Here is a 22,873-nt window from a genome sequence, read left to right as displayed (position 1 = left end):
CCTGTTAGGTTTGTAAAAGAAACAATTCCAATGAAAATCATTCGCATAGAATTACAAAATATCAATTCGCTGAAGTCAGCATCCCCCGTGGAGATTGACTTCGAGGGCGAAAAATTCCGCGGTGTCGGCCTCTTCGGGATTACCGGACCGACGGGTGCGGGAAAGACCACCATACTCGATGCCATTACCATCGCACTCTATCACGATGTGCCGCGATTCAACCAGTCGCAGGCTGCGACCGGATTAGTAGATGTGGTGAGCCGCGGAGCAGAAGACGCCTTTACACGGGTAACATTCGAGACCAACGATGCGAAATACGAAGCGTTTTGGTCCATTCGACTGACCCGCAAGGGGGGTGTCCGCCTCACGAAGCCGATTGAAACCGTCCAGCTCAAGAACCTGACAGACGGAACCATCATCGCCGAGAAGAAGAGCGAGAAGGAGCAGAAAATCGAAGAGATTACCCAGCTCAACTACAAGCAGTTTCTCCGCTCGGTGATGCTGGCACAGGGCGAGTTTGCCGCTTTCCTGTCAGCCAAACAATCGGAAAAAGGGGCTTTGCTGGAGCAAATCACCGGACAGGAGATTTATAAGAAAATCGGGGAGGCGGTACGCAGCCGTATCAACGCGGAAAGCAGCTCCCTCGATGCCATCAAATCCAAAATCAATAATGCAGACCTGCTGACAGAGGAGCAACGAACAGAATTGACGAGTCGTCAGGTCCTTCTAAATGACGAAGTAAAAGCGTCGGATACTTTATGGCAAGAAGCCAACCGGATGGTCGCCTGGTACGAAGCGGAGGAAAAATTAACGGCCCGGAAGCAACAACTTGCCGCCCGCCAGGTGGAACTCACTACCCGAAGTGAACAGCTACAGCCGGAATTGCTGGCCCTTGAAACCCATCAAAAGGCGGAACCTTTCAAACCGTTGATTACAGAACTGCAACGCACCGAAACCGAGTTGCAACGGAAGCAGGAGCGGAACAGACAACTTTTGCAGCAACAGGAGGAACAATCCGTGCAGTTGAAGAATGCTGACGGAGAATTGCAGCAAAAGCAATCGGCCCATCAGACCGCCGAAGAGCATTTCCGCAACTGGCAACCGCAACTGGATAAAGTGACGCAACTCGATACTGAACTTCGTAGCATCGGGGAGCAAATCACCCGAACCGGTGATGCGAAGAAGGCGGACGCTCAAGCATTAGACCTCTTGCAGAAGAATATTTCCACCAAACAGTCGGTATTTACCCAATATCAGGCTCAACTGAAAGAGGTAGAGGCTTTTTTGCAATCAGAAAAGGATTTACCCGAAATCGAAACTTCGCTGGCAGAATGGGTGAAGCACTTCAGCATCCGTTCACAACTGGCCATGCAACAGGTGAAAACCGTTTCCCGTCTGGAGGAAAACGGCAAGCTGCTGCAATCGGTCGATGAGCAAATCGCGAAACTTCTGGCAGAATATTCGACCAGGAAGACGCAATTAGCAGAATCGCAAACGAAGGAAAAGTCGCTGGCCGAAACGCTCGAAAAGCATCCGTTGGAACAATACCTGAAGCAGAAGGATGAATGGGTGGCTAAGCAGGCCTTGTTTGGCCGTTTGCAGCAGATATCGGCTTCTTTTCTGAGTTTATCTCAGCAGAAAAAAGAGCTGGATGAAGGATTGAAGGTGCAAATGGAAAATCAGAAAACGCTTCAATCGCAACAAAAGAGACAGCAAGAGGCGTTGGGAAATGCCAAAGCATTGATGCAGAAGTCGGAGCAGATTCTGGAGCTAGAATCACGCATCAAAAGCTACGAAGAGGAACGGAAAAAGCTGGTGGAAGGAGAGCCTTGCGCCCTTTGTGGTTCCACCGTTCACCCTTATGTGAAGCAGTACGCCGGGTTGGAGCTAACTGCCACGCAGAAGCAAGTCGCGGAGGAAAAAGCTTTGGTCGAAAAGCGGCAAAACGAACTGAATGCCATTTCGGCAAATGTCGCAGCCGTGCAGGCTCGTATCGAGTCAGGCACAACGCAATCAGCACAACTGGCCGCACAACAGGCGCAATTGGAAGCCGATTTTCAGGCCGGAAATGTTTCCTTTGCAATCACCGATAAAGAAACTCTGGCTGCCGGATTGGTTGAGGCTAATCAGGCATTGCAGACCCTGGAGGGGCAGATTGCCGGAGCGCAACAGCTACAGAAGGAGCGGGAAAAGTTACAGTCCGACATTCAGACACTCTCCAATGAATTTGCCGATATCACCAATAACGGGACGGAGCTTCGGGGAAAGCAATCGGCGTTGAAGCAACAACTGGAAACTGACCAGAAAGAGGCGGAGCGATTGCAGTCGGAGTTGGCAATCGTGGTCAATCAATTGACGGAAAGTATTGACAAATACGGATTCGCATTGCCGCAGGTGGAAGAGACCGAGTCGTTTATTGCCAGTCTGCAAAAACGCATTAGTCAATATAAGGAACAGTCCACGTTGCAAAATAAGCTTTTGACGGACATCCATACACTGGCTGCCGAACTGAAATCACAGGGTGAACTGGCTGCCGAAAAAGAGACCGCCCTGCAACAATTGCAAAAGCAATACGATGAGTTGACAGTTCAATTTACCGAAAAGGAGCAGCAGCGGATCTCCATTTTACCGAAAGAACTGTCGGTGGAAAAGCAGCGGGAGGAGTTGACCCGACAAGTGCAATTGGCGCAGCAACAGTTGAAGTCGGCCACTGACCAACGGAGTGTGATTCAGGAAAAACTGCTTGCTACCCGCACCGAACTGGAGACGCTTTCGAAGGATTCATTGACACAAAAAGAGAATTACGATACCTTGCAGCAGCAACTGGCTGCACAGCTCTCCGATACGCCGTTTCTCACCCGGGCAGCGGTGGAGGAGGCCTTGCTCTCCGATGAGCGGAAGCGACAACTTGATGTGCTTAAAAAGCAGCTTGACGATACCGCATTGGAACTCATTACCCTCGAAAAGCAGCGACAGTCGGAGTCGGATTCTCACTTGCAAAATAAAAACTTCGAACAGTCTGCCGAAGAGGCATTGGCACAAAAACAGCAGTGCGAAGCTGATCGCGGTGCGATGCAAAAGCAGTTGGGCGAAATCACAGAGCGTTTCCGCAAGGACGGTGAGATTCAGCTACGAAATCAGGAGGTAGTGGAGAAAATCAATGCACAAGAAAAGGTAGTCAGGAAATGGGAAAGCCTCTACTCTCGGTTGGGCGGTTCAAAGGATTCGTTCAACACCTACATCCAGCGGTTGACCCTGAAGCACCTCATTCGATTGGCTAACCACCATTTATCCAAACTCAACAACCGCTATTCGCTCTATATGGGCGACAAATATAAAGCGGGTGAGGAGCTGCAATTTGTCCTCATCGACCACGACCAGACCGACGAAATGCGTTACGTGGAGACCTCCAGCGGGGGTGAGAAGTTCCTCATCAGCCTGGCATTGGCGCTCGGCCTTTCCGACATCGCCAGCCGCAATGTCCGCATCGGGTCGCTCTTTATCGACGAAGGTTTCGGAACGCTTGATGCCAATACCCTGGAGACGGTGATTGCCACCCTCGAAACCCTTCAGTCACAAGGCAAGATGATCGGCATCATCTCGCACGTGGACAGCCTCAAAGAACGTATTCCTACTCAAATCGTGGTGAAGAAGCGCAGCAACGGCGTGAGTGCGGTGGAGATTGTATGAGAATGGTGGTGCTTCTACCGGCTCTCGTAACGCTACTACCGGCTCTCGTGGTTCTTCTACCGGCTCTCGTGAAGCTACTACCACCTCTCGTGGTTCTTCTACCAGCTGTCGTGAAGCTACTACTGGCTCTCGTAGTTTTTCTACCGGCTGTCGTAGAATAACTACAATTTAGATACTGATATATAGCCTTTAATCGTTATTTAACTATCTTTGATTTCTTCAAAAATAGAATTTATATGACACCTTCATCCAAATACCATTTCCTCTGTTTTACCTTTCGCCTGTTGACCTATTTTGCCGACCGCACGAATGGCGCTGCACTGTTTGTACGTCCGAAGCTGATGGTGGGTTCAATTATTCTTTCGTTGGGATTGGTTTTACCGGAAAAAGCGGTTGCGCAAAAGCCTTATGAAGATGAAAAAACACCTCCGGCACAGACTGTAGTTCCGGATTCGGGAATGATAAAGGAAGAAATTATGCCTACTTGTTATATGGTAGACATGCCTGAATATCCCGGTGGAATAGATAGTATGATGATGTTCCTTTCAAAAAACATGGTATACCCAAAAGAAGCTATTGAAAAGAAAATAGAAGGGTTGGTTATCAACAATTTTTTCGTTGACAAAAGTGGTTTAATCTCAGACGTACAAATCATTAAAGGCGTCCATCCATTGCTTAATGAAGAGGCTGTAAGGGTAATTAAATCTTTTCCAAGATGGAAATGGAATAAAGACAGTAAAGATATTTCTCCACTTCGTTTCACATTACCTATCCGATTTACAATTCCAAAGGAGACGTATAAATCTTCAACACCGACAAACTCCAAGACTCAAAAGAATTCTGTCGTTCTATCTGATACTGTTATATATAAAAAAGATTCAACTATCTCCGATAATAACGATATTCCAGAGCCAATATTAATCTTTGAAAGTATGCCAGAATTTCCAAAAGGAAATGAAGCAATGATGGATTATATTCATGAGCATATTATTTATCCAAAAGAACTGCTTGATTCAAATATAAAAGGAACAGTCCTCTGTGAGTTCCTTGTAAGTAAAGAAGGAGTAATTTCAGATATTAAGATTGTAAGGGGGCTAGATCCATTACTTGATGAAGAAGCAGTACGAATTATAAAGACTTTTCCTAAATGGAAACCCGGAATGCAAGGAGGCAAAGCAGTTCCGGTAAAATATACCCTTCCCATCCGTTTTACACCACCCCATAAAAAGAAATAACCCATGTCCAGAAAAATCCAGTTCCATACCTTTCATCTGTTGTTTCGTCTCTTCTCTTATTTGGCTGATAAGTCGGGAGGGTGGAGTATGTTTGTACGTCCCAAGTTGATGGTGGGTGCGTTGATTGTGGGTGTAACCGCTTGTAATGTAAAGACAGGAAAGAATCCAGAAAAAGCGTTGGATAAACAAAAGTCAGATTCAGCAAAAGAAAGACGAAGCGATAATGATTCAGAAGAAAATGATGGCTCACACGTTTTTGCTTGTTATTCAATTGCAGGTCTAGCTCGTGTAGAAAATACAGATGACAATAATGGGCCATATATTATAGTTGATCAAATGCCCGAGTTTCCTGGAGGCCGAGATGCAATGAATCAATTTATTGATAAAAAACTTATCTATCCACCATTTTACCCACCATTAGACAAGATGAATAAAGTAGAAGGGATGGTCATATGTACATTTGTGATAAACAAAGATGGTGCAATTTCAGATATTAATGTCGTGCGGGGCATTAATCCACGACTCGATGCTGAAGCAGTTCGTCTTATTTCAATAATGCCCAAATGGATTCCGGGAAAACAAGGCGGGAAAGCAGTTCCTGTAAAATACACCCTTCCCATCCGTTTTACCTTACCTCCCAAAAAATAACGCCGACCCACTTTCGCAGACCGGCGTGCATTAATCAAGAAACTAAATATAGTCACTTTCAAAAGTCTTTTATCGGATTAGATTAATCCTTTTCAGCATGCGCATGGCACGGAGCCTTTTCAGTTTATTACCCGTAATCACAAAGTGATACGAGATGCACGCTGTGGTGAAGAAGACAAAAGTTTGGACCCATAGGGCAATGTATTCGAAACGGATTTGATGAAGGTCAGCCCCCATTGTACTTAGTTTCAAGAAACCCTGAATTCCAAAAGTAGAAGGGAAGAGATAGGAAAACCATTTCCATCCAACCGGAATTGCCGCCTGCGGCCACGATACCCCCGCCAGAAAGAGCAGAGGAACGGAGGTAAAGACAAAAATCAGCATTGGCGTTTCCCGGTCACGAATCACCCCTGCCAGTGTGATGGCAAAGAAGATAGCCGACAACAGGTATGGCAGCAGAAAGAGCATAATCTGTCCCGGATGCCCCACCATCGGGAAGTCGAAGATAGAAGGCACGCCACGTAGTACCCACGCACACACCGGTGCATAGATCATGAAATAGCACAGCGCTTTTCCCGTTACAATACGCAGGCTCCCGATGAAATGATGATGTCCGAATTCGAGCGGGAAGGTACGGTTTGCATGATTGCGGCTGGTTCCGGTGAGCATACCCACACCCAGTAAAAGTGTCTGCTGGATAATCAATATCAGAATAGCCGGCACCATAGCCGAACCAAATCCCACTTGCGGGTTAAACATCGGCACCCAATCGTATCCGGCAGGTGTAGTGATACGGTCGCCCTGGGTTTGGGTAACGTTACCCAGATTGCGTACCTGTATTTCTTTACCCATCTTCATCGAAACATCGGTAGAGGCCGTGAGCATCGCTTTGTAAAAGAGCATACTGCTCATGTCGCTGTAGAGCGAGACGGTCGATTGTTCTCCCCGGGCAATGTTCCGGCTGAAATCTTCGGGAATAAGCAGGATACCATACGCCTGACGACGGTGCATCAGTTCCTGTCCTTCACTCACTTCCGTACAGCGGGAAACGACATGTACATCAGGGGTTCCGTCAATACGGCGGATGAAGTCCCGGCTCATAGAGGAGCGATTCTGATCCACTACCACCATGGGAACCTCACGTACCATTTCGTTATTGTACATGTAGGAATAGAGCAGCGGGTATCCGAAGGGAACCACCAAAAAGAATATGATTACCCCTGCATCGGAAAAGACACTTTTCAGCTCCTTAAACCAGACAGAGAAGATGTCGGCAATCACGGTCCGCAGAAAGCGGTATAGTTTTGTTTCGGTCATATTTTTTTAGATTAAAGACCATGAGATAAAAGAGTCAGGACTTTGGTAGCGGCACTGAAAAATGGCAGGGAGTCAGTCTCCCTCACATTTCTGCGTGCCGCTGATGCATTTCTGCACGCCTCCCTCGCATTTCTGCATGCCGACGGAGCATTTCTGCGTGCCTCTCTCGCATTTCTGCATGCCGACGGGGCATTTCTGCGTGACTCCCTCGCATTTCCGGGTGCCGCTGATGCATTTCTGCACGCCTCTCTCACATTTCTGCATGCCGACGGGGCATTTCTACGTGACTCCCTTGCATTTCCGAGCGACCCCCTCGCGTTTTTATCACTTGTCTGATTTCTTATGTCTGGGAATACTACATTTTATACTCCTTATATTTCAAAGCATGTTTGAGTTTGGGTAAAAAAGGCAACGGCAACAACATGAATCCGACCAATACCAGATAATCTACCCGTGAGTAGTACATACTAATGCCGTTCAGCGCCTGGTCCACATAGATGAGGAAGTAGTGGCGCAACGGGAAAATATGACTGAGTACCTGTAACGGTTTGGCCATGGCAAAAACGGGGAAGGAAAATCCCGACATCGAAACGGAAATCACCCCAATCAGACTCGCCGCACTCAATCCCAACCGCAACACCGGCAGCAGCGAGATAAAGAATACTCCCAGTGCCTGCGATGCCATGACAAGTAACAAGAGCGCCAGCACCATTGGCCAGACACCGCTCATCAATGGGAAATGCAGGTATTTGTAAAGCAACACCTGAAAGAATACACCCACCAACGTAAAGATGACCGTATGTGGCAACAGTTTACCGATAATGGAAACCGTCATCGAATCCCCGCCGGTATGCAGCCAGTGCAGCGTCGTTTTTTGCTTGATTTCTATCCCTATTGAATAAACGGTCAGCAACAAAACCAGCAATTGTAACACTCCAGGCAATAAGATATTATTGAGGTAAATGGAATAGTTCATCCACGGATTACTCAACGGATGCGAATCCACCACAATGGGTTGCAGCTGCGCCATAATCTGCCGCATCTCCTGACCTTTGGCCAGACGCGTTTTGCGATTTGCTGCTCCCGACACCAATACCGATACGGTCTTCATATCTTTGAAAACCAAAGACGAAGCAATGAAAAAGGTATTATTGGTGTAAAATGAAATCTTCGGTTGCTCTCCATTCACCAAATCGCGGGTGAAATGGCGCGGAATGACAAACACGGCATAGACCTTTCCCTCCTGCATGGCCGAACGGGCTTCTGTAAACTGAGCCAATTCCATCACCACCTGACTTTGGGAAAAAACATCCAGCTGGCGAATGACGTTCCTCGATGTTGATGTCCCGTCCAAATCAACCACCGCCACGGGCAGATTGGTCGGCAATCCGTTCTTCATGAGCGAAGTAAACAGGAAGTAGCAAAACAACGGCGCAATCACCATCGTAAAGACGTAAATCGGATGCGATACGAGTCGCCGTATTTCCCGACGGATAACGGGGAGAAGACCTATATTATTTACCATTTAATCATTTACAATTTACCATTGAAATATGCAGAAACAATTAGCTCATTTACTAATTTCCCAATTTGCTAATTATCACTCCCTCATTCCTTCATTCCCTCAATCCCTAACCAGCAGCACCGACATTCCAGGACGTAAATCAGCCACTTTCTCCACCGGACGGGCACGCACCTCGAAGGTTTTCGCATCAAACTGTCCGGTTACTTTGGTTGATTTCCAGGCCGCGTAGCTACCCATATCCTTGAGGAAAGTTACTTTCAGCGTAATCTCTTTATTGTCCAATGCCGGAACTTTAGCCTTGAAGGTTGCACCCATCTTCAGCTCTTTCAACTGGTCTTCGCGCACGTTGAATACCACCCAGCTATCGTTTAGGTCCACCAGGTTCATGATGGGTGCTCCGGTACCGACCAGTTCTCCCACTTTCGGGTAAAGCTCCGAAACTTCAGCATCAACCGGAGAGGTAAGGGCCGTTTCTTTCAGGTAAGACCGGACTTCCTGCACTGCACCTTTCGCACGGTCAACCAGTGCTGCGGCAGCCAGCTTATCTTCACGTTCCGCTCCGTTTCTGGCCATGTCGTATTGAGATTTAGCGGCTTTTTCGGTGGCGACGGAGGCTTTGTAATTAGCCTCGGCTTCATCGCGTTTCTGTGCCGCTACCACGCCTTTGTCAAACAAGGTTTGCACGCGGTCAAACGATTTATGGGCAATCTCACGGCCTGCAATGGCTTTTTGCCACAGTTCATAAGCACCGGTAATCTGTTCCTGACGGGCACCTTTGATGGCCTTCATATTTTGCGCTTGTGCCGCATTTTCAGCCGCCTCTGCCTGAGTCAGTTTGGCCAGTACTTCGGGAGAATCAAGGATAACCAGCGTATCTCCCTTGGATACTTTTTCTCCTTCGGCAAAGCGAAAAGCCTGAATGCGTCCGGGCACTTTACCCGAAATGCGTACTTCGGTTGCTTCTACCTGTCCCTGAATCACCTCCTGTTGAGGTTTCAGGCATAAAAATCCGATAACGATTGCGGCTATGATTCCAGCCAGCAGAATCAGAAATACCCAGAAAAGTCTGTTCTTTTTCATGTTTGTAGTGATAGACCCCCTAAATCCCCCGAAGGGGGACTTGATGGCCGATTAATAATTTATTGAGTTATCATTTATTTGCCGGAACCAGAAGCCCCTCCTTTGGAGGGGTTGGGGAGGTCTAAGTTTTCCCCTAACGCTTTTGCCAGATACACCTTGCAAAGCCTTACGTCAATCTCCGCATCTATCTTTTCGGAGTTTGCCGAAAGCCAGGCAGTCTGAGCTTCGAGTACATTGGAAGCGGGGATTACTCCTTCGTTGAATCCTAATGTTGCATAACGCAGATTCTCTTCCGCTTTCTCCATATTCTTTTTCGCAGCGATGAGGCGCTTAGAGGCTTCGTTGGATTTGTACACCGCCTGATTGACCTGCAATTCGATTTTCTCCTTTACCTCATCCAACTGGAGTTGGGCTACACGGGTTTCGCTTTTGGCGGCTTTCAGGTTGTGAAAGTTTTCGCCCCAGTGGAATATCGGGACATGCACTGCCACGCCCACATTCCACATTCCACCGAATTTGGTTTCGTAACCGTTGTAGCTGTTGGGATTCGACAAGATATAGCTTCCGGTCATTGCAACTTGCGGCAACAGGTCGGCAATTACCAGTGACTCTTTTTTCTTGTATATTTTGGTGGCTAAATCCAGTGATTTAAGTTCCGGTCGATTGGTAAATGCCCGGTTTGCATCACCCGAAGCGATAACCATTTCCGGTTCAGTAGGGGTATTTTCATCATTCAGGATAAATTCGGATTGAAGGGAAATTCCACACAATTGGCACAAGGACATCCGGCTCAGGCTCAACCCGTTTTCGACTTTGGATAAAACGGTTTCCGCTTCATTCAGTTTCACCTTCACGGTCAGTCCGTCCGCCTTGGTAGCTACGCCGGTAGCGATAGAGGTCTGCACATCGGCATCCAGTTTCTGAAGGAGTTTCACATAACCTTCCGCCAGTTTTTTCTTGTTGGCCAATGAAACCACCTGCCAGTAGTTTTCGTCCGTTTTCAGGATGATGTCCTGCCGGTTGGTGTTGTGTTTGGTTTTGGCCAGCTCCTCTGCAAATTTGGTGATTTCGTTGTAAGCCTTGATTTTACCGCCCATATAGATAGGCTGCGTCACGGTCAGGATACCGGCGAAGACATTCTTCATGTCCATCTCGAAAGCCTCTTTGGGGATGATGGCGTAATCTTTCCAGAGGATTTTTTCGGGATTGGTCTTGGGATTGAATGGATTGCCGTTTTTGTCCAGAGGAACAGCACTTCCGTTTACCATTGTCCAGGAATTGTTGACCTGGTCCGCCCGAAAGCCGAATGAACCGTCAGACATCACCGTTCCCACCGGCAGGTAAGCATCTTCACTCAGCAGGGAGATGTTTTTGCTGTTGCGCAGGTAAGTTCCGGTAAAGGAGACATCGGGCAGGTATTTGGTAAATGCCGCTTTCTTTTTGCTATGCTCTTCGGTGATTTTCTCCTGAGAGATTTTGAGTTCCTTGTTGTTGTCGATGGCCATGCGGCGGCAATCTTCGAGGGTGAATTTTTGCTGTGCCTGTGCAGTTACCACACTGCATACAACAACGATTCCGAATACGCCTATTTTCATTTTCAGATAATATTTTAATTTCAAAATTCGATGGAACTTACACGCATTGACAGGCTCTCCCGAGTGGAGTCAATGCGTGCTTATTCACTGATATCTTATTTATATGAATTCGGGGGCAAAATTACTCTCACTTTAAGGTTTGCATTTTCCCCAAAATGAATTACTTTTATCCAATCGCGCAAGCCTTTTTATTTTAGCCACGAATTCACGAATAAAAACCGGAGTTAAACTCTGATATTTCAAGCGAATACTCCCGAATCTTTTTTCAAGACTGAAAAAAGGGAAGAAACATCTCATTCGTCCATTCGTAGCCTGGTCACAACAATTACAAATATGATTCACGGAATAGCCCTTCGCAATATACTTTTCAGCCTCGAATCCCGGGGCGTTGACTTTGATGACCTGCTCACGGAGGTCAATCTTACTCCGGATGACCTCTATAAGACCGATGTGGTGGTTTCGCCTGTGCAATTGGGTGAATTCCTGGAGAAAACGGTCGCAAAGCTAAACGACCATCGCATCGGACTAAAGATTGGGTTCGAATCGCCTTTTTCCACGTTGGGCGTACTGGGGCAGATTTACCAAAGCTGTAACACCTACGCCGAAGCGTTGGAAAACATGAAAAAGCACATCGACCTGATTGATACGCTCAACTATTATGATTTTCAGATAAAAGAGGACGGTATCTACCACATTACCTGCATTCATGAAGATTGGTTGGAGAATTATCCGATGGCGGCCCGGCAAATGACGGAGCACAACATCGGGTTTAACATACGGAACCGTCGTGAATTTCTGGGGCGCATCGTGAAGCCGGTGAAGATATATACTCCCTATCCCAAAGAGGGCGAGCGCGACTTGCTGGAGGAGTATTTCGACTGTCCGATTATATTCGGGGCAGAGTATCTTTGTATTGTTTTGCCACTGGAAATGCTCGAATGGAAAATTCCGACGGCCAATCCCGATGCCTTGCAGATGTACGAAAGCTACATCCAGCGCATAAAAAACCGGCGTAACGTCTGGACCGAGCATACCAAGCAACATATCTTTGAGCAAATGAAGAGTACGGCTCCGTCACTCAACCTGATAGCGTCGCTGATGAATCTCTCCCCGCGCACATTGCAGTTTTATCTGAAAAAAGAGGAGACTTCGTTTCAGGAGCAGCTCGACCTGATACGTTTCGAGTCGGCCAAGTTATTGCTGAAACAGCCGCAAATTCCTATTGTTGAAGTTGCCGACCGTCTCGGCTTCGAAGTGCAAAGCTCCTTTACCCGTTTTCTGCAAAAGCGTATCGGGAAAACGCCGAAGGAGTTCCGAAAGGAGCTGATGGGAGAGTGAGTAATAATATTCTAATTCAAATTATTTATGCGGATAAAAGAAGTAATATTGCTAATAATTATCTCAATTGGAATTATTTCATGCACTAAAATATCTCCTGCTGCTTTTTGGTTGAACTATAAAAAAGATTTTATAGTTAAGGAACTTAATAATCAAGGTCCTTGGGGTGGATATAGGATAATTCATTGGAAAATAAAGGGTAACGAAGCATTTGAAAAAAGTGATATTTTTAATTATGCTAAAGATAATGGGTGGATATTGATTGATAGTTGTAGTTATAATACTAAACTGCCTAATAGCTGGAGTTTCTTAGGAAAAGCTATTTTCCCATTTAATTACAATAAATCAAACAATGCTGATAATCAAATAAATGACAAACTACCTCGATATATTTATTCTGATTTTGACTTATATAGCTTTCGAACTGGGTGGCTTCTAGTTGAGCCGGGAACAGATGAGTCGATTGAAAAAACAGGATTTATACTATTCAGTAAAAGCAGACAAGAAATGACAATTTATCATTTATGGGGAGAATAATTCAATGAATTATCTTTTCCAAAGGTTCAAGCTTTAGAAAAGTTCGATAGTAAAACTTCACCCATTACCAATTTTTTTTTTGACCATATCTTGTTCAATTCATATTTATATCCAATGAAAAAAATAACCGCAATCCTGGCCGCACTCTTATTTACCCTGAATATGATGGCATCGGAAAAGAAAGCTAGGGTGGACCTGATTCCTGTCCCCGTGCATTGCAAAGTGGAAAAAGGGACATTTACCTTTTCACCCAAAACAGAAATCTGCCTCACCACCGACAATCCGGAGATGCGAAATGCAATCGCCATTCTCTCCGAACGTTTCGAGCGCAGTGCCGGAATTCAACTTAACGTAACTTCAAATGCGAAAGGCGCACAGGTAATCGTCTGCTCGCTGAGTCCGGCCATTACGCATAAAGAGGGCTATAAACTGAATGTTACTCCACACCGTATCGAAGTTGCGGCAGCCACTCCGGCGGGGATTTTCTACGCGATGCAGAGCCTTCGCCAACTGCTTCCGGCAGCTATTGACAAAGATTCGTTATCTTCCGGTGTCAAGTGGTCAGTGCCTTGCATGGAGATTGAGGATTACCCGCGCTACCCTTACCGCGGACTGATGCTGGATGTCTGCCGCCACTTTTTCCCCGTTTCATTTGTCAAAAAATACATCGACTACCTGGCTTACCACAAGATGAACCGTTTCCACTGGCACCTGACCGATGACCAGGGATGGCGCATCGAGATAAAGAAATACCCGAAACTGACGGCGGTGAGCGCCTTTCGTGACCGCACCCTGATTGGCCACTACAGCGACAAACCGCGCCGCTGGGACATGACGCACTACGGCGGCTATTACACGCAGGAGGAGATACGCGATGTCATCGCGTATGCGCAAAAGCGTTTCGTGACCATCATTCCTGAAATTGAGATGCCCGGTCACGCCGAGGCGGCTTTGGCGGCTTACCCGAATCTTTCGTGCAGCGGAGGCCCGTTTGAATTGGTCGGCGATTGGGGTATCCGGAAGGATATTTATTGTTCGCGTGAAGAGACGTTTCTGTTTTTACAAGATGTATTGAGCGAAGTGGCGGATTTGTTCCCTGCTCCGTATATCCACATCGGGGGAGATGAGGCGCCCAAGTTGCGTTGGTTGCGCTGCTTTGCCTGTCAGGAACGCATCAAAAAGGAGGGATTGAAGGACGGGCACGAACTGCAAAGCTACTTTATCCGTCGCATGGAGGATTTCCTGCAAACGAAAGGGAAACGAATCATCGGTTGGGACGAGATACTGGAAGGGGGTCTGGCGCCGAATGCCACCGTGATGTCGTGGCGGGGAACGGATGGCGGTATCGCAGCTGCACGCCAGCATCACGATGTGATTATGACTCCGCTGCAAAGCGTTTACCTCGACCATTATCAGGGAAAACAGGCGGACGAACCGCTGGCTATCGGCGGTTTCACTCCTTTGTCAAAGACATATGACTTCGACCCCACGCCCGCATCGCTCAAACCCGATGAAGCGGCTCATATCCTCGGGGTGCAGGGAAATCTCTGGACGGAATACATCGCTACCGAGGCCTATGCCGAATACATGGCTTTCCCCCGGGCTGCCGCTATTGCCGAAACGGCCTGGTCTTCTCAGGTAAATAAAGACTACAACGCTTTTCTGAATCGGTTGAATCTCCTTTTACCGCATTACGATGCGATGGGATTGCGTTACAGCCGGTCATTTCAGAAGGGGGAATAGGTGGGTTTTTGCCCGATGCAAATTTGCCGGAAATCGAAACTTGGAGAGATAATTTCACTGTGAAATCAGTTGCTGCAAATCTGCAGGAGATAATTTCTATGCGAGAATGACCGCTGCAAAATTGCAACAAACTTTCCCGGAATGGGAACGGGCGCTGCAAAGTTGCAGGAGATGTTCCCGATGCGGGACGGACTGTCGCAAAATTGCAGCGAATGTTCCCGAAGCGGGACGATGCGCTGCAAAATTGAGCAGGTTTTCCCGGAGTGGGAACGGACGCTGCAAGATTTTCAGGCAAATATTTTACCATATAAAACAAGAAAGCCGGCTCACGATGAACCGGCTTTCCTTGTTTTATTGATATTGAATGTAAATGGGTCTTGGTTTTTCCTTCAACACCTCTTCGGGGGTGAGCATGTGGTGAGGAGGATTCTTGAGGTCGTTTTTGTAAAACAGTTTGAATCCTGTAAACTGTACCGGCTGGTGGTGGATGTATGCCTCGTAACTGTCGTGTTTCAGGTAAGGAGCGCCCCAACCGTCCATGTTCATCACAATCTGTACTTCGGGGTGAAGTTTGATGTTCTTGTAGTTCTTCACCATGCCCTGGGTAAAACGGTGTACAATCAGGATTTTGGTGCTCAGGTGATTATCCTTGACCAGTTTGGCCAGATAATTGGAGCAATAATTCACATCCTCAGCATCAAACCAACCGATTTTCGTACCTGGGCGGTGTCCTTCCTTCATGGAAAATTCAGGGTCGATGGCCAGATGTACATTTGGCATTTTCAGATATTTTTCAAGTAACGGCACTTCTGCTTTCAGGTTACTCAGTGCCACCTGTACATCCAGGAAGACGATGGCATTTCCCATTTTTGCAATGGTCAGCGCCGAATCAATCTGCTTATCCGGCATCCGGTAACGGTACATTCCATCTTTGCCCGGACTGCCCTGCGCCACTACCGCGATGTAGTGAATGGCCGGAATCACCGGTGTCGTCGGGTCGGCCTTTTGCCACGCTTTCATCTCGGCATGAAGCTTCACCCAAAGCTCTTTCGGAGGATATTCACCCAAAACCCCCATTCGCTTAGAGAAAAGATTCCCGTAATAGGCAATGATACGGTGGAAGGGTAGAATCGCTCCGTTTTGCGGATAAGGTTGAGGCTTCACAGGCCATCTGCCGGTCGTGTCACCGTTGACCAGTGCCTGTAGTTTTTTGTTGTATGCGACTGTGTCCAAATTGGTTGTCTCTTTGGCAACTTCTTTTGACAAGGATTTCTTTGTTGAATTTTCTTTAGCTGAAGATTCAGATTTGTTTCCGCATCCGGTGAAAAGAAGGAGGGATGCGACGGTTAACGATAGAATGACATTTTTCATAAGGCATAATTGTCTGGTGGTTTAACGGAATGCAAGATAGCGAAAACTTTTTACTAACGGCGGTGATGGTTAAACTTTTCCAAAGTTCAAAACTTTGGAAAAGTTAGAGTCAGTGGGAAACAAAAAAATCTGGTGATTTGTGAAGCGCACAAAATCACCGGATTAATTGTTTTTTAGAGGTGTACGAATGAGCTTCGTTTACCACTAAATTATTTCATGATTGGAGAACCTACAGGAAGCATTACGCGACCGTAGAATTTGTTGAGCAGGTTAGCTCCGGCTCCGTAGAAGCCTAACAGAGAGATAAACAACTCTGACCATGCAGCGATGGTGTGCCAGATTTCGCCCATTTCGAAAGAGCTCATCATCAGGCCAAGGAAAAGCACATCAATCAGTACCATGATTGCAATCAGTACTTTATTTGTGCGGAACGAAGCCACCGTAATAAAGAGTGAGATAATCAGGTAACCCAGAAATGCAAAACCGAGTTGGTGAACATCTACAGTTTGTGCCAGAGCAGCTCCGAAAACGCCCAGTTTAATCAACCATGCGGTTCCGACTGACAACCAGAAAAATCCGTAGATACCAAAAGCGGTAGAACCAAAAAGGTTGTTGTGTTTAAAGTCATAAACACATGCCATCAACTGAGCGAAACCACCCAGGAAGATAGCCCATGGAATCACCATGGAAAGGCCTTCAGTCCAGCCCAGTTTTTGAGATGCGGCTACCAGGGTAACCATAGCAAGGCCGGTCAATCCCAGCGGGGTGGGGTCGGCCACTTCAATTCTAATGTACTTGCCTTGTTCGTGCATAAAAAGATTTTAGTTTATAATTTGCGGGCGCAAAGGTAGTTATAAATCAGTACACTGCAAACTAAGGTTAATTTATAAGACCTTATTTTGCTCATGGAGAAGAATGTTTTGAGTATATTTCCGTTAGAAAAACAGAAGCCGTGATATAAATCCTACATGAATATGAAAACAAAACTTTTATTTTGGACAATGATTCTCTGTGGCATTTTCGCCCTGAATGCGCAGAACTCTTCGGTAAATGACAAATACCAACCTTATTGGACCAAAATCGAAAAAGCGCAAAAAGAGGGGTTGCCTAAGAGTGCATTAAAAGAAAGCCGGGCTGTTTTAGCTCAGGCAAAGTCTGATAAAAACGGTCCGGCCATATTGAAGTCGTTGGTCCTGATAGCCGGGCTACAACAAACGATTGCCCCGGATAGTGTGAAATATCTGTTTAGGGAAATGGAAGGAATGTTGGAGGAAAATCAGGAACCAGTTTTTAAAAGTCTTCTTCACTCCGCTCTGGCTGAACTTTATCACCAGAGTTACCGGCGTGAGTGGTGGGTCATCAGACAACGGACTGCTATTGCTTCCGATAATTCTGATGATATGTCTTCCTGGACTTCTGCCCGGTATATCGATGTCATAGTCAGCCACATCAAACAATCTTTGCAAAATCAATCGACCCTCTCTACTGTTCCGACTGAGAAATACGCTCTGGTATTGGATAAAGGCAAAGATTCTCCGCGGTTACGTCCTTCCATGTACGATTTACTCGTTTACCGGGCAGTGGAGTTGCTACAGGAAAATGACTTCGATGAATACCGGTCAATTGCAATTTCGGCTTTGAATGATTTGAAGAACATAAATACCCAAAAAGGAAACGGGGATGCCTACCTGATGGCTGAATTGCAGCGATTATCATTCTGCAAAGGCCGCGAAGTTTCAGATAACCAGTACGAACAAGCATTATTAGCATTGCAAAAGAAATATAGGAATTCGCCAATTTCGGTGGAGGTTGACCTTGCTTTGGCTGAATTTTATCTTGAAAATGACAATGATATTATTCCCCTGAATGAAGATAATTCAGAGGTTGAACCAGACAACTCTACTAAAATCCGCAATTATGAAAAGGTGCTTCAGATTTGCAATGAGGCGATTCGTCTTTATCCCAATTACGACCGAATCGGACAGATTCAATCCCTGAAAGAACAGATTCTGTTACCGTTCGCCCATTTTTCCATGCCGTCGCAGCTTTATCCCGGTCAAAAGGCTAAAGTCAAAATCCACTACCGGAATCTTGACCAGCTTTCCTTCCGCATTTATCGGGTGGATGCTCCAATGATGGCGGAAATCATCCAGACAAAGAGTAAATATCCGGAGAAAATGGTATTGGAACAAAAACTATCACTCTCCAATCCGAAACCATATCTGGAAAAAGATACCGTAGTGGAAATTTCTGTTTCTCAAATCGGTAATTACCGGTTAGAAAGTTCAGCTGTATCGGGCAAAGAGGTCAAAAACAACGGGTCTGAACATTTCAGTGTAAGTAAAATAGCTGCAGTTAGCCGGTCTGCCGGAGGTGTTGTAGAGGTGCTGGCTGCTGATTTTAAAAGTGGCGACCCTTTGACCAACACCACAGTAATTCTATACAAAAGGAATTATCCCGACCAATTTGCGGAAGTCGGAAGAGGTAAAACACAGGCGCACGGACTTTTTACTGTGGATAAATCAAAATCAGCCAACGCCTATCAGGTCGTGGATGGCGATGATGTTTATTCCCCCATTTCCTATTTACCCTATTCCGGTGAACCCTTGACAACGGCAACGGGTGCTGACATCGAGCAACTATTCACAGACCGCATCGTTTACCGTCCCGGACAGACGGTTTATTTCAAAGGATATGTTTACCGGAGTTCGTTGGAGCGTGGGACGGAGGCCATCGAGCAAAGGGCAGTAACCGTTTTACTCAAAGATGCGAATGGTAGGGAAATAGATAAAAAAGAACTGGTTTCAAATGAATTTGGCTCATTTGCCGGCAGTTTTATTTTACCCAAACAAACCCTAAACGGGGAGTTTTCTATATCTACGGCTAATGCAAATTACTCCTTCTCCGTAGCAGAATACAAACTGCCGAAGTTCAAAATTGAGTTGAAGCAGTCAGACAAAACGTACCAGTTTGGAGATAACATTACCGTCAAGGGAAATGCACAAACCTTCTCCGGCGTGAAGATGGACGGCCAGGTCGTGAAATATAAGGTAACCCGAAGGATGCACTGGTTCTGCCGCTGGGGAAGCCGGATCGAAAAAATAATCGCTACGGGAACTGCTAAAACGGATGCGAACGGCCAGTTTACGATTTCTTTTCAGGCAGAAAAAGATCCTAATAGCTCTGCTTATCCCTGGCTGGCTTACAATTTCAATGTTGAAGCCTCATTGACGGATAAAACCGGAGAAACACAGCAAGCAGACCTGTCTGTTCCGGTTGGCAATGTTTCAATGGCACTTGATTTTGAAATGCCGCAGGATGTGGATCGGGAGCATTTGCCTAAAATAATCATTCGGGCGAATAATCTCAGTGGAATGCCGGTTACAGCAAAAGGCAGCTACCGGCTTTACCGGTATGAAAATCAGACTTTGCAGGAAATAGATGACAATCAGAAGTTGGTGCGCGAAAAGAAACCACGACTGGAAGCCGAATTTGAAGCCAATAAACCGATTAATACCGACCGTTGGAATGCATTGACTTCCGGTGAATATCTGATTGTTGCCGAAACAAAGGACGAACAAGGACGAATAATCAAGGAAGAACGTCGCTTTACCCTTTTCCATTTTTATGAAAAGGAGATGCCAAAGACGGCTTACGTCTGGTTGTACAAATCCGTCACCGAATGTCGTGTTGGCGAAGGAGCCGTGATGCTGTTCGGTTCATCGGCAGATGCCGACGTTCTTTTTGAAGTCTATGACAATAAATCATTGGTTGACCGGAAACGGTTGAAACTCAACAACAATGTAAGAAGGGTAGTTGTGCAGTATCTTTCAAGCTATGGGAAATCCATTACCGTGCAATTCAGTTATTTCAAGAACGGGCATTTCTTCCATGAATCCGTCGATGTGAAACAGGCCGAACCCGATCGTAAAATCTCTATGCGTTGGAGCTCTTTCCGCGATAAAACCACACCCGGACAAAAGGAAGAGTGGAAACTAACTGTTCGTGACCGGGAGGATTATCCCTTAAAAGCAGAAGTGCTGGCGGAGATGTATGACCTGTCATTAGACCAAATCAGACCTTTTAATCCGGTGTTTAATCTTCCTACGTTTACAACTCATGCGTTGAGTCCCTGGTATTCCGAAGGAAGAGGATTTAATAATGAAACCGGTTGGCTGAATTTTGACGGGAAACAGTACAAATCCCGCGAATTTGACTTTGACCGATTAAATCTGGATATCAATTCCTACAGAAACAGGTCATTAAGGGCGGGGGTAATGGAGGCAAAGGCGGCCGTTGGTGCTGTCAATTTTGACAAAGGGACAGATGATATTTCTGAACCATTTATGGTGCTTAATGAAACAAAAGTGGCAATAACCGGAGTGCAGCAAATTTCCACAAAAAAAATAACACTCGAACAAAACCAGAAACCTGTTACAATTCGCAAAAACTTTGGAGAAACAGCCTTCTTCTATCCGCAGCTCAAAACGAACAAAGACGGAGATGCTGTGGTCAGCTTTACTGTACCGGATAATCTTTCAGATTGGAAATTTATCGGAAGGGCCCACACTAAGGATATGCGGACTTATCAGCTGTTGGATACCATTTCCGTCAGGAAAGATTTAATGATTGAATCCTATATGCCGCGCTTCGTGCGTCAGGGTGATAAAGTGGTGTTGACTGCCAAAATCTCAAATCTCTCCGATAAGGCTATTTCCGGAATTGCCAAAGTCGAGATTTTCAATCCGTTTACGGGAAAGATTCTGACTAATATCAGCCTGAATCCTCTGCCTTATCAGCTTCCGACTGACGGTAATACATCGGTCGCATGGAATCTGGATATTCCTTCTGACGCTGAATTATTGGGGTGTCGTTTTATAGCCGAATCCGGTCAGTTTAGCGATGGTGAAGAACAGATTCTACCAGTACTGACCAAACGTCAGTTAGTCACGGAAGCAGTTCCTTTGAATCTCGGATGGACGGGAGATAAAAAGATTTCATTACCCCAAGGTTCACCTTCACAGACCGATTACCGGATTACTCTTGAGTTGGTTTCCAATCCGGCCTGGTATGCTGTTCATGCTTTACCCGTAGTGGCAGAACCGACCTCTGAAGACCTCGTTTCCTGGGTAACGGCTTTGTATGCCAATTCATTGGCAACACACATTGTAGCCTCAAATCCGGGCATACAGAATTACTTCAAGACCGCATCGTTGTCAACAAATGCGCAGGAAGCCTTCCGTTCCAAACTGGAGAAAAATGAAGAGCTGAAATCCGTCCTGATACAGGAAACTCCGTGGGTCAATCAGGCTGTAGGGGAAACGCAACACAAACAGAGATTAAGCGAACTGCTTAATTCCAACCGGTCAAAAACACTTACAGATAAGGCGCTGACCCGAATTACACAATTACAAAACAATGATGGTTCTTTTTCCTGGTATCCGCAAATGGCTGGAAGTGCTTATCTGACTCGCTTTGTACTATCCAGTCTTTCGAAACTTTCATCGTTGGGCGCAACAGAAAATAATCCGGAAATTAAACCAATACTTGAAAAGGCAGTCCACTATCTGGATGCCGACTTGCTCAAAACTTATGAGGATTTGAAGAAGTACAATTCAAATTGGTCCCAGACTGCAGTGCTGTCTCTGTCAGATTTACAGACGTTGGTTTTGCGTGCCGCATTTCCCAATATAGAAATGAGTGCTAAGGAAAAAGAAGCTTATCAATTCTATCAGACACTGGCAGAGCAACATTGGGTTGAAAAGTCATTACAGGAAAAAGCACTGACCTTAATCCTGATGAAGCGTCTGCAAAATCAGTCAGTGGCGACAAATATTCTAAAATCCATCAAAGAATTCGGCAGCGAATCACCGGAGTTTGGGTACTATTTCCCTTCTTTGACACCTGACCACCGATGGGGGCGAACAGCAATAACCGTTCATACCCAAATTATGGATGCCTTTGAGTTGATGGGAACAGAAGCTCCAATTTTGAAGAAAATGCAAATATGGCTATTGAAGCAAAAACAGACTGAACAATGGAATTCGTTGCCTGAAACCGTCGATGCCGTGTATGCTTTACTCAAGAGAGACAGCGAGTTACTCGCTGCAACCGGTAAAGTTTCAGTAAAAGTCGGGGATAATGTTGTTCTGAAAACAAATGACGATTCTCCAACGTTTGAATACAAGGCGGAAATTCCTGTTTCGGATTTCAATAAATCGAATCGGGAAATCGTTTTCACCAAGACAAGTCCGGGGATAACCTGGGGAGCCATTTATCGGCAATATTTTGAAGATATGGATAAAATCAAGGCTCAAAAAGGTGCTTTATCCGTTTCCAAAACATTGTATCGTGAGGCCCTAACTGGTAATCAGAAGCAATCACAGCCGGTTACACCGGAAATGCCTCTTAGAGTAGGCGATAAGGTTATCGTAAGACTGGTTCTAAAATCAGATCGGGATCTGGATTTTGTTCATTTAAAAGATAATCGGGCAGCTTGCCTTGAGCCGGTGGAACAACTTTCGGGATGCCGTTGGAAAGATGCCGTTTGCTATTATCAGGAAACAAAGGACGCTTCCACCCAGTTCTTTTTCCCACAACTTAATAAGGGAACTTATGTGATTGAGTACTCATTGTGGGTCAACCGGGCCGGGAGCTATACCGCAGGCGTTGCATCATTACAATGCTTATATGCACCGGAGTTTGTTGCGCATTCTGTCGGAGAATCTTTGTCTGTTAAGCCATAAAAAGGCTGTAAGGGATTCGCATTTACCCTTATTTTAATACATTTGCAG

The 22,873-nt window shown here is 46.0% G+C and carries 14 protein-coding genes; 8 read left to right on the top strand and 6 right to left on the bottom strand.

Going from position 1 to position 22,873, the window contains the following annotated elements; translation table 11 throughout:
- Nucleotides 1-30 precede the first annotated feature (30 nt).
- The 4 genes from MLE17_RS11985 to MLE17_RS11970 all read left to right on the top strand — a co-directional run bounded on the left by MLE17_RS11985 (nt 31) and on the right by MLE17_RS11970 (nt 5,573).
- Nucleotides 31-3,690 (top strand): AAA family ATPase, encoded by a 3,660-nt coding sequence (locus tag MLE17_RS11985; protein WP_243346954.1) that lies wholly within the window; start codon nt 31-33, stop codon nt 3,688-3,690.
- Complete coding sequence (locus tag MLE17_RS11980; RefSeq protein ID WP_243346953.1) at nt 3,671-3,862, top strand: hypothetical protein; 192 nt, start codon at nt 3,671-3,673, stop codon at nt 3,860-3,862. The genes MLE17_RS11985 and MLE17_RS11980 overlap by 20 nt, the downstream gene beginning before the upstream one ends.
- A gap of 64 nt (nt 3,863-3,926) precedes the next feature.
- Complete coding sequence (locus MLE17_RS11975; RefSeq protein ID WP_243346952.1) at nt 3,927-4,925, top strand: energy transducer TonB; 999 nt, start codon at nt 3,927-3,929, stop codon at nt 4,923-4,925.
- Between the two features lie 3 nt (nt 4,926-4,928).
- Nucleotides 4,929-5,573, top strand: a complete 645-nt coding sequence (locus MLE17_RS11970) for an energy transducer TonB (RefSeq protein WP_243346950.1) — start codon at nt 4,929-4,931, stop codon at nt 5,571-5,573.
- A gap of 69 nt (nt 5,574-5,642) precedes the next feature.
- Here MLE17_RS11970 and MLE17_RS11965 read toward each other — a convergent pair whose 3' ends face one another.
- The 4 genes from MLE17_RS11965 to MLE17_RS11950 all read right to left on the bottom strand — a co-directional run bounded on the left by MLE17_RS11965 (nt 5,643) and on the right by MLE17_RS11950 (nt 11,090).
- Nucleotides 5,643-6,890: an ABC transporter permease gene (locus MLE17_RS11965; RefSeq protein WP_243346948.1), complete on the bottom strand. Its 1,248-nt coding sequence runs from the start codon at nt 6,888-6,890 to the stop codon at nt 5,643-5,645.
- Nucleotides 6,891-7,245: 355 nt separating this feature from the next.
- The gene (locus tag MLE17_RS11960; protein WP_243346946.1) at nt 7,246-8,415 is read right to left on the bottom strand and encodes an ABC transporter permease; all 1,170 of its coding nucleotides are present in this window, start codon (nt 8,413-8,415) and stop codon (nt 7,246-7,248) included.
- Between the two features lie 99 nt (nt 8,416-8,514).
- Nucleotides 8,515-9,495, bottom strand: coding sequence for an HlyD family secretion protein (locus MLE17_RS11955; RefSeq protein WP_243346945.1), 981 nt, complete (start codon nt 9,493-9,495; stop codon nt 8,515-8,517).
- Nucleotides 9,496-9,569: 74 nt separating this feature from the next.
- Nucleotides 9,570-11,090, bottom strand: coding sequence for a TolC family protein (locus MLE17_RS11950; protein WP_243346942.1), 1,521 nt, complete (start codon nt 11,088-11,090; stop codon nt 9,570-9,572).
- 333 nt (nt 11,091-11,423) lie between these two features.
- Here MLE17_RS11950 and MLE17_RS11945 point away from each other — a divergent pair, with 333 nt between their 5' ends.
- The 3 genes from MLE17_RS11945 (at nt 11,424) to MLE17_RS11935 (ending at nt 14,708) form a co-directional block, all read left to right on the top strand.
- Nucleotides 11,424-12,428, top strand: a complete 1,005-nt coding sequence (locus MLE17_RS11945; RefSeq protein ID WP_243346940.1) for an AraC family transcriptional regulator — start codon at nt 11,424-11,426, stop codon at nt 12,426-12,428.
- Between the two features lie 27 nt (nt 12,429-12,455).
- Entirely contained in the window at nt 12,456-12,965 is a 510-nt protein-coding gene (locus tag MLE17_RS11940; RefSeq protein ID WP_243346938.1) for a hypothetical protein, read from the top strand.
- 114 nt (nt 12,966-13,079) lie between these two features.
- Nucleotides 13,080-14,708, top strand: a complete 1,629-nt coding sequence (locus MLE17_RS11935) for a beta-N-acetylhexosaminidase (protein ID WP_243346936.1) — start codon at nt 13,080-13,082, stop codon at nt 14,706-14,708.
- Between the two features lie 351 nt (nt 14,709-15,059).
- On the opposite strand, the gene MLE17_RS11930 is transcribed toward MLE17_RS11935, so the two are convergent.
- Nucleotides 15,060-16,079, bottom strand: coding sequence for a hypothetical protein (locus MLE17_RS11930; protein ID WP_243346934.1), 1,020 nt, complete (start codon nt 16,077-16,079; stop codon nt 15,060-15,062).
- 209 nt (nt 16,080-16,288) lie between these two features.
- A complete protein-coding gene (locus MLE17_RS11925; protein ID WP_243346932.1) occupies nt 16,289-16,891 on the bottom strand; it encodes an acetate uptake transporter in 603 nt (200 codons plus the stop codon).
- A gap of 162 nt (nt 16,892-17,053) precedes the next feature.
- Here MLE17_RS11925 and MLE17_RS11920 point away from each other — a divergent pair, with 162 nt between their 5' ends.
- Complete coding sequence (locus MLE17_RS11920) at nt 17,054-22,825, top strand: alpha-2-macroglobulin family protein (RefSeq protein ID WP_243346930.1); 5,772 nt, start codon at nt 17,054-17,056, stop codon at nt 22,823-22,825.
- The last annotated feature ends 48 nt before the right edge of the window (nt 22,826-22,873 follow it).

The organism is Parabacteroides sp. FAFU027, assembly GCF_022808675.1.
In the GTDB taxonomy this organism is placed as follows: domain Bacteria; phylum Bacteroidota; class Bacteroidia; order Bacteroidales; family UBA7332; genus CAXXIC01.
This window is presented reverse-complemented; position numbering and strand designations above follow the sequence as displayed.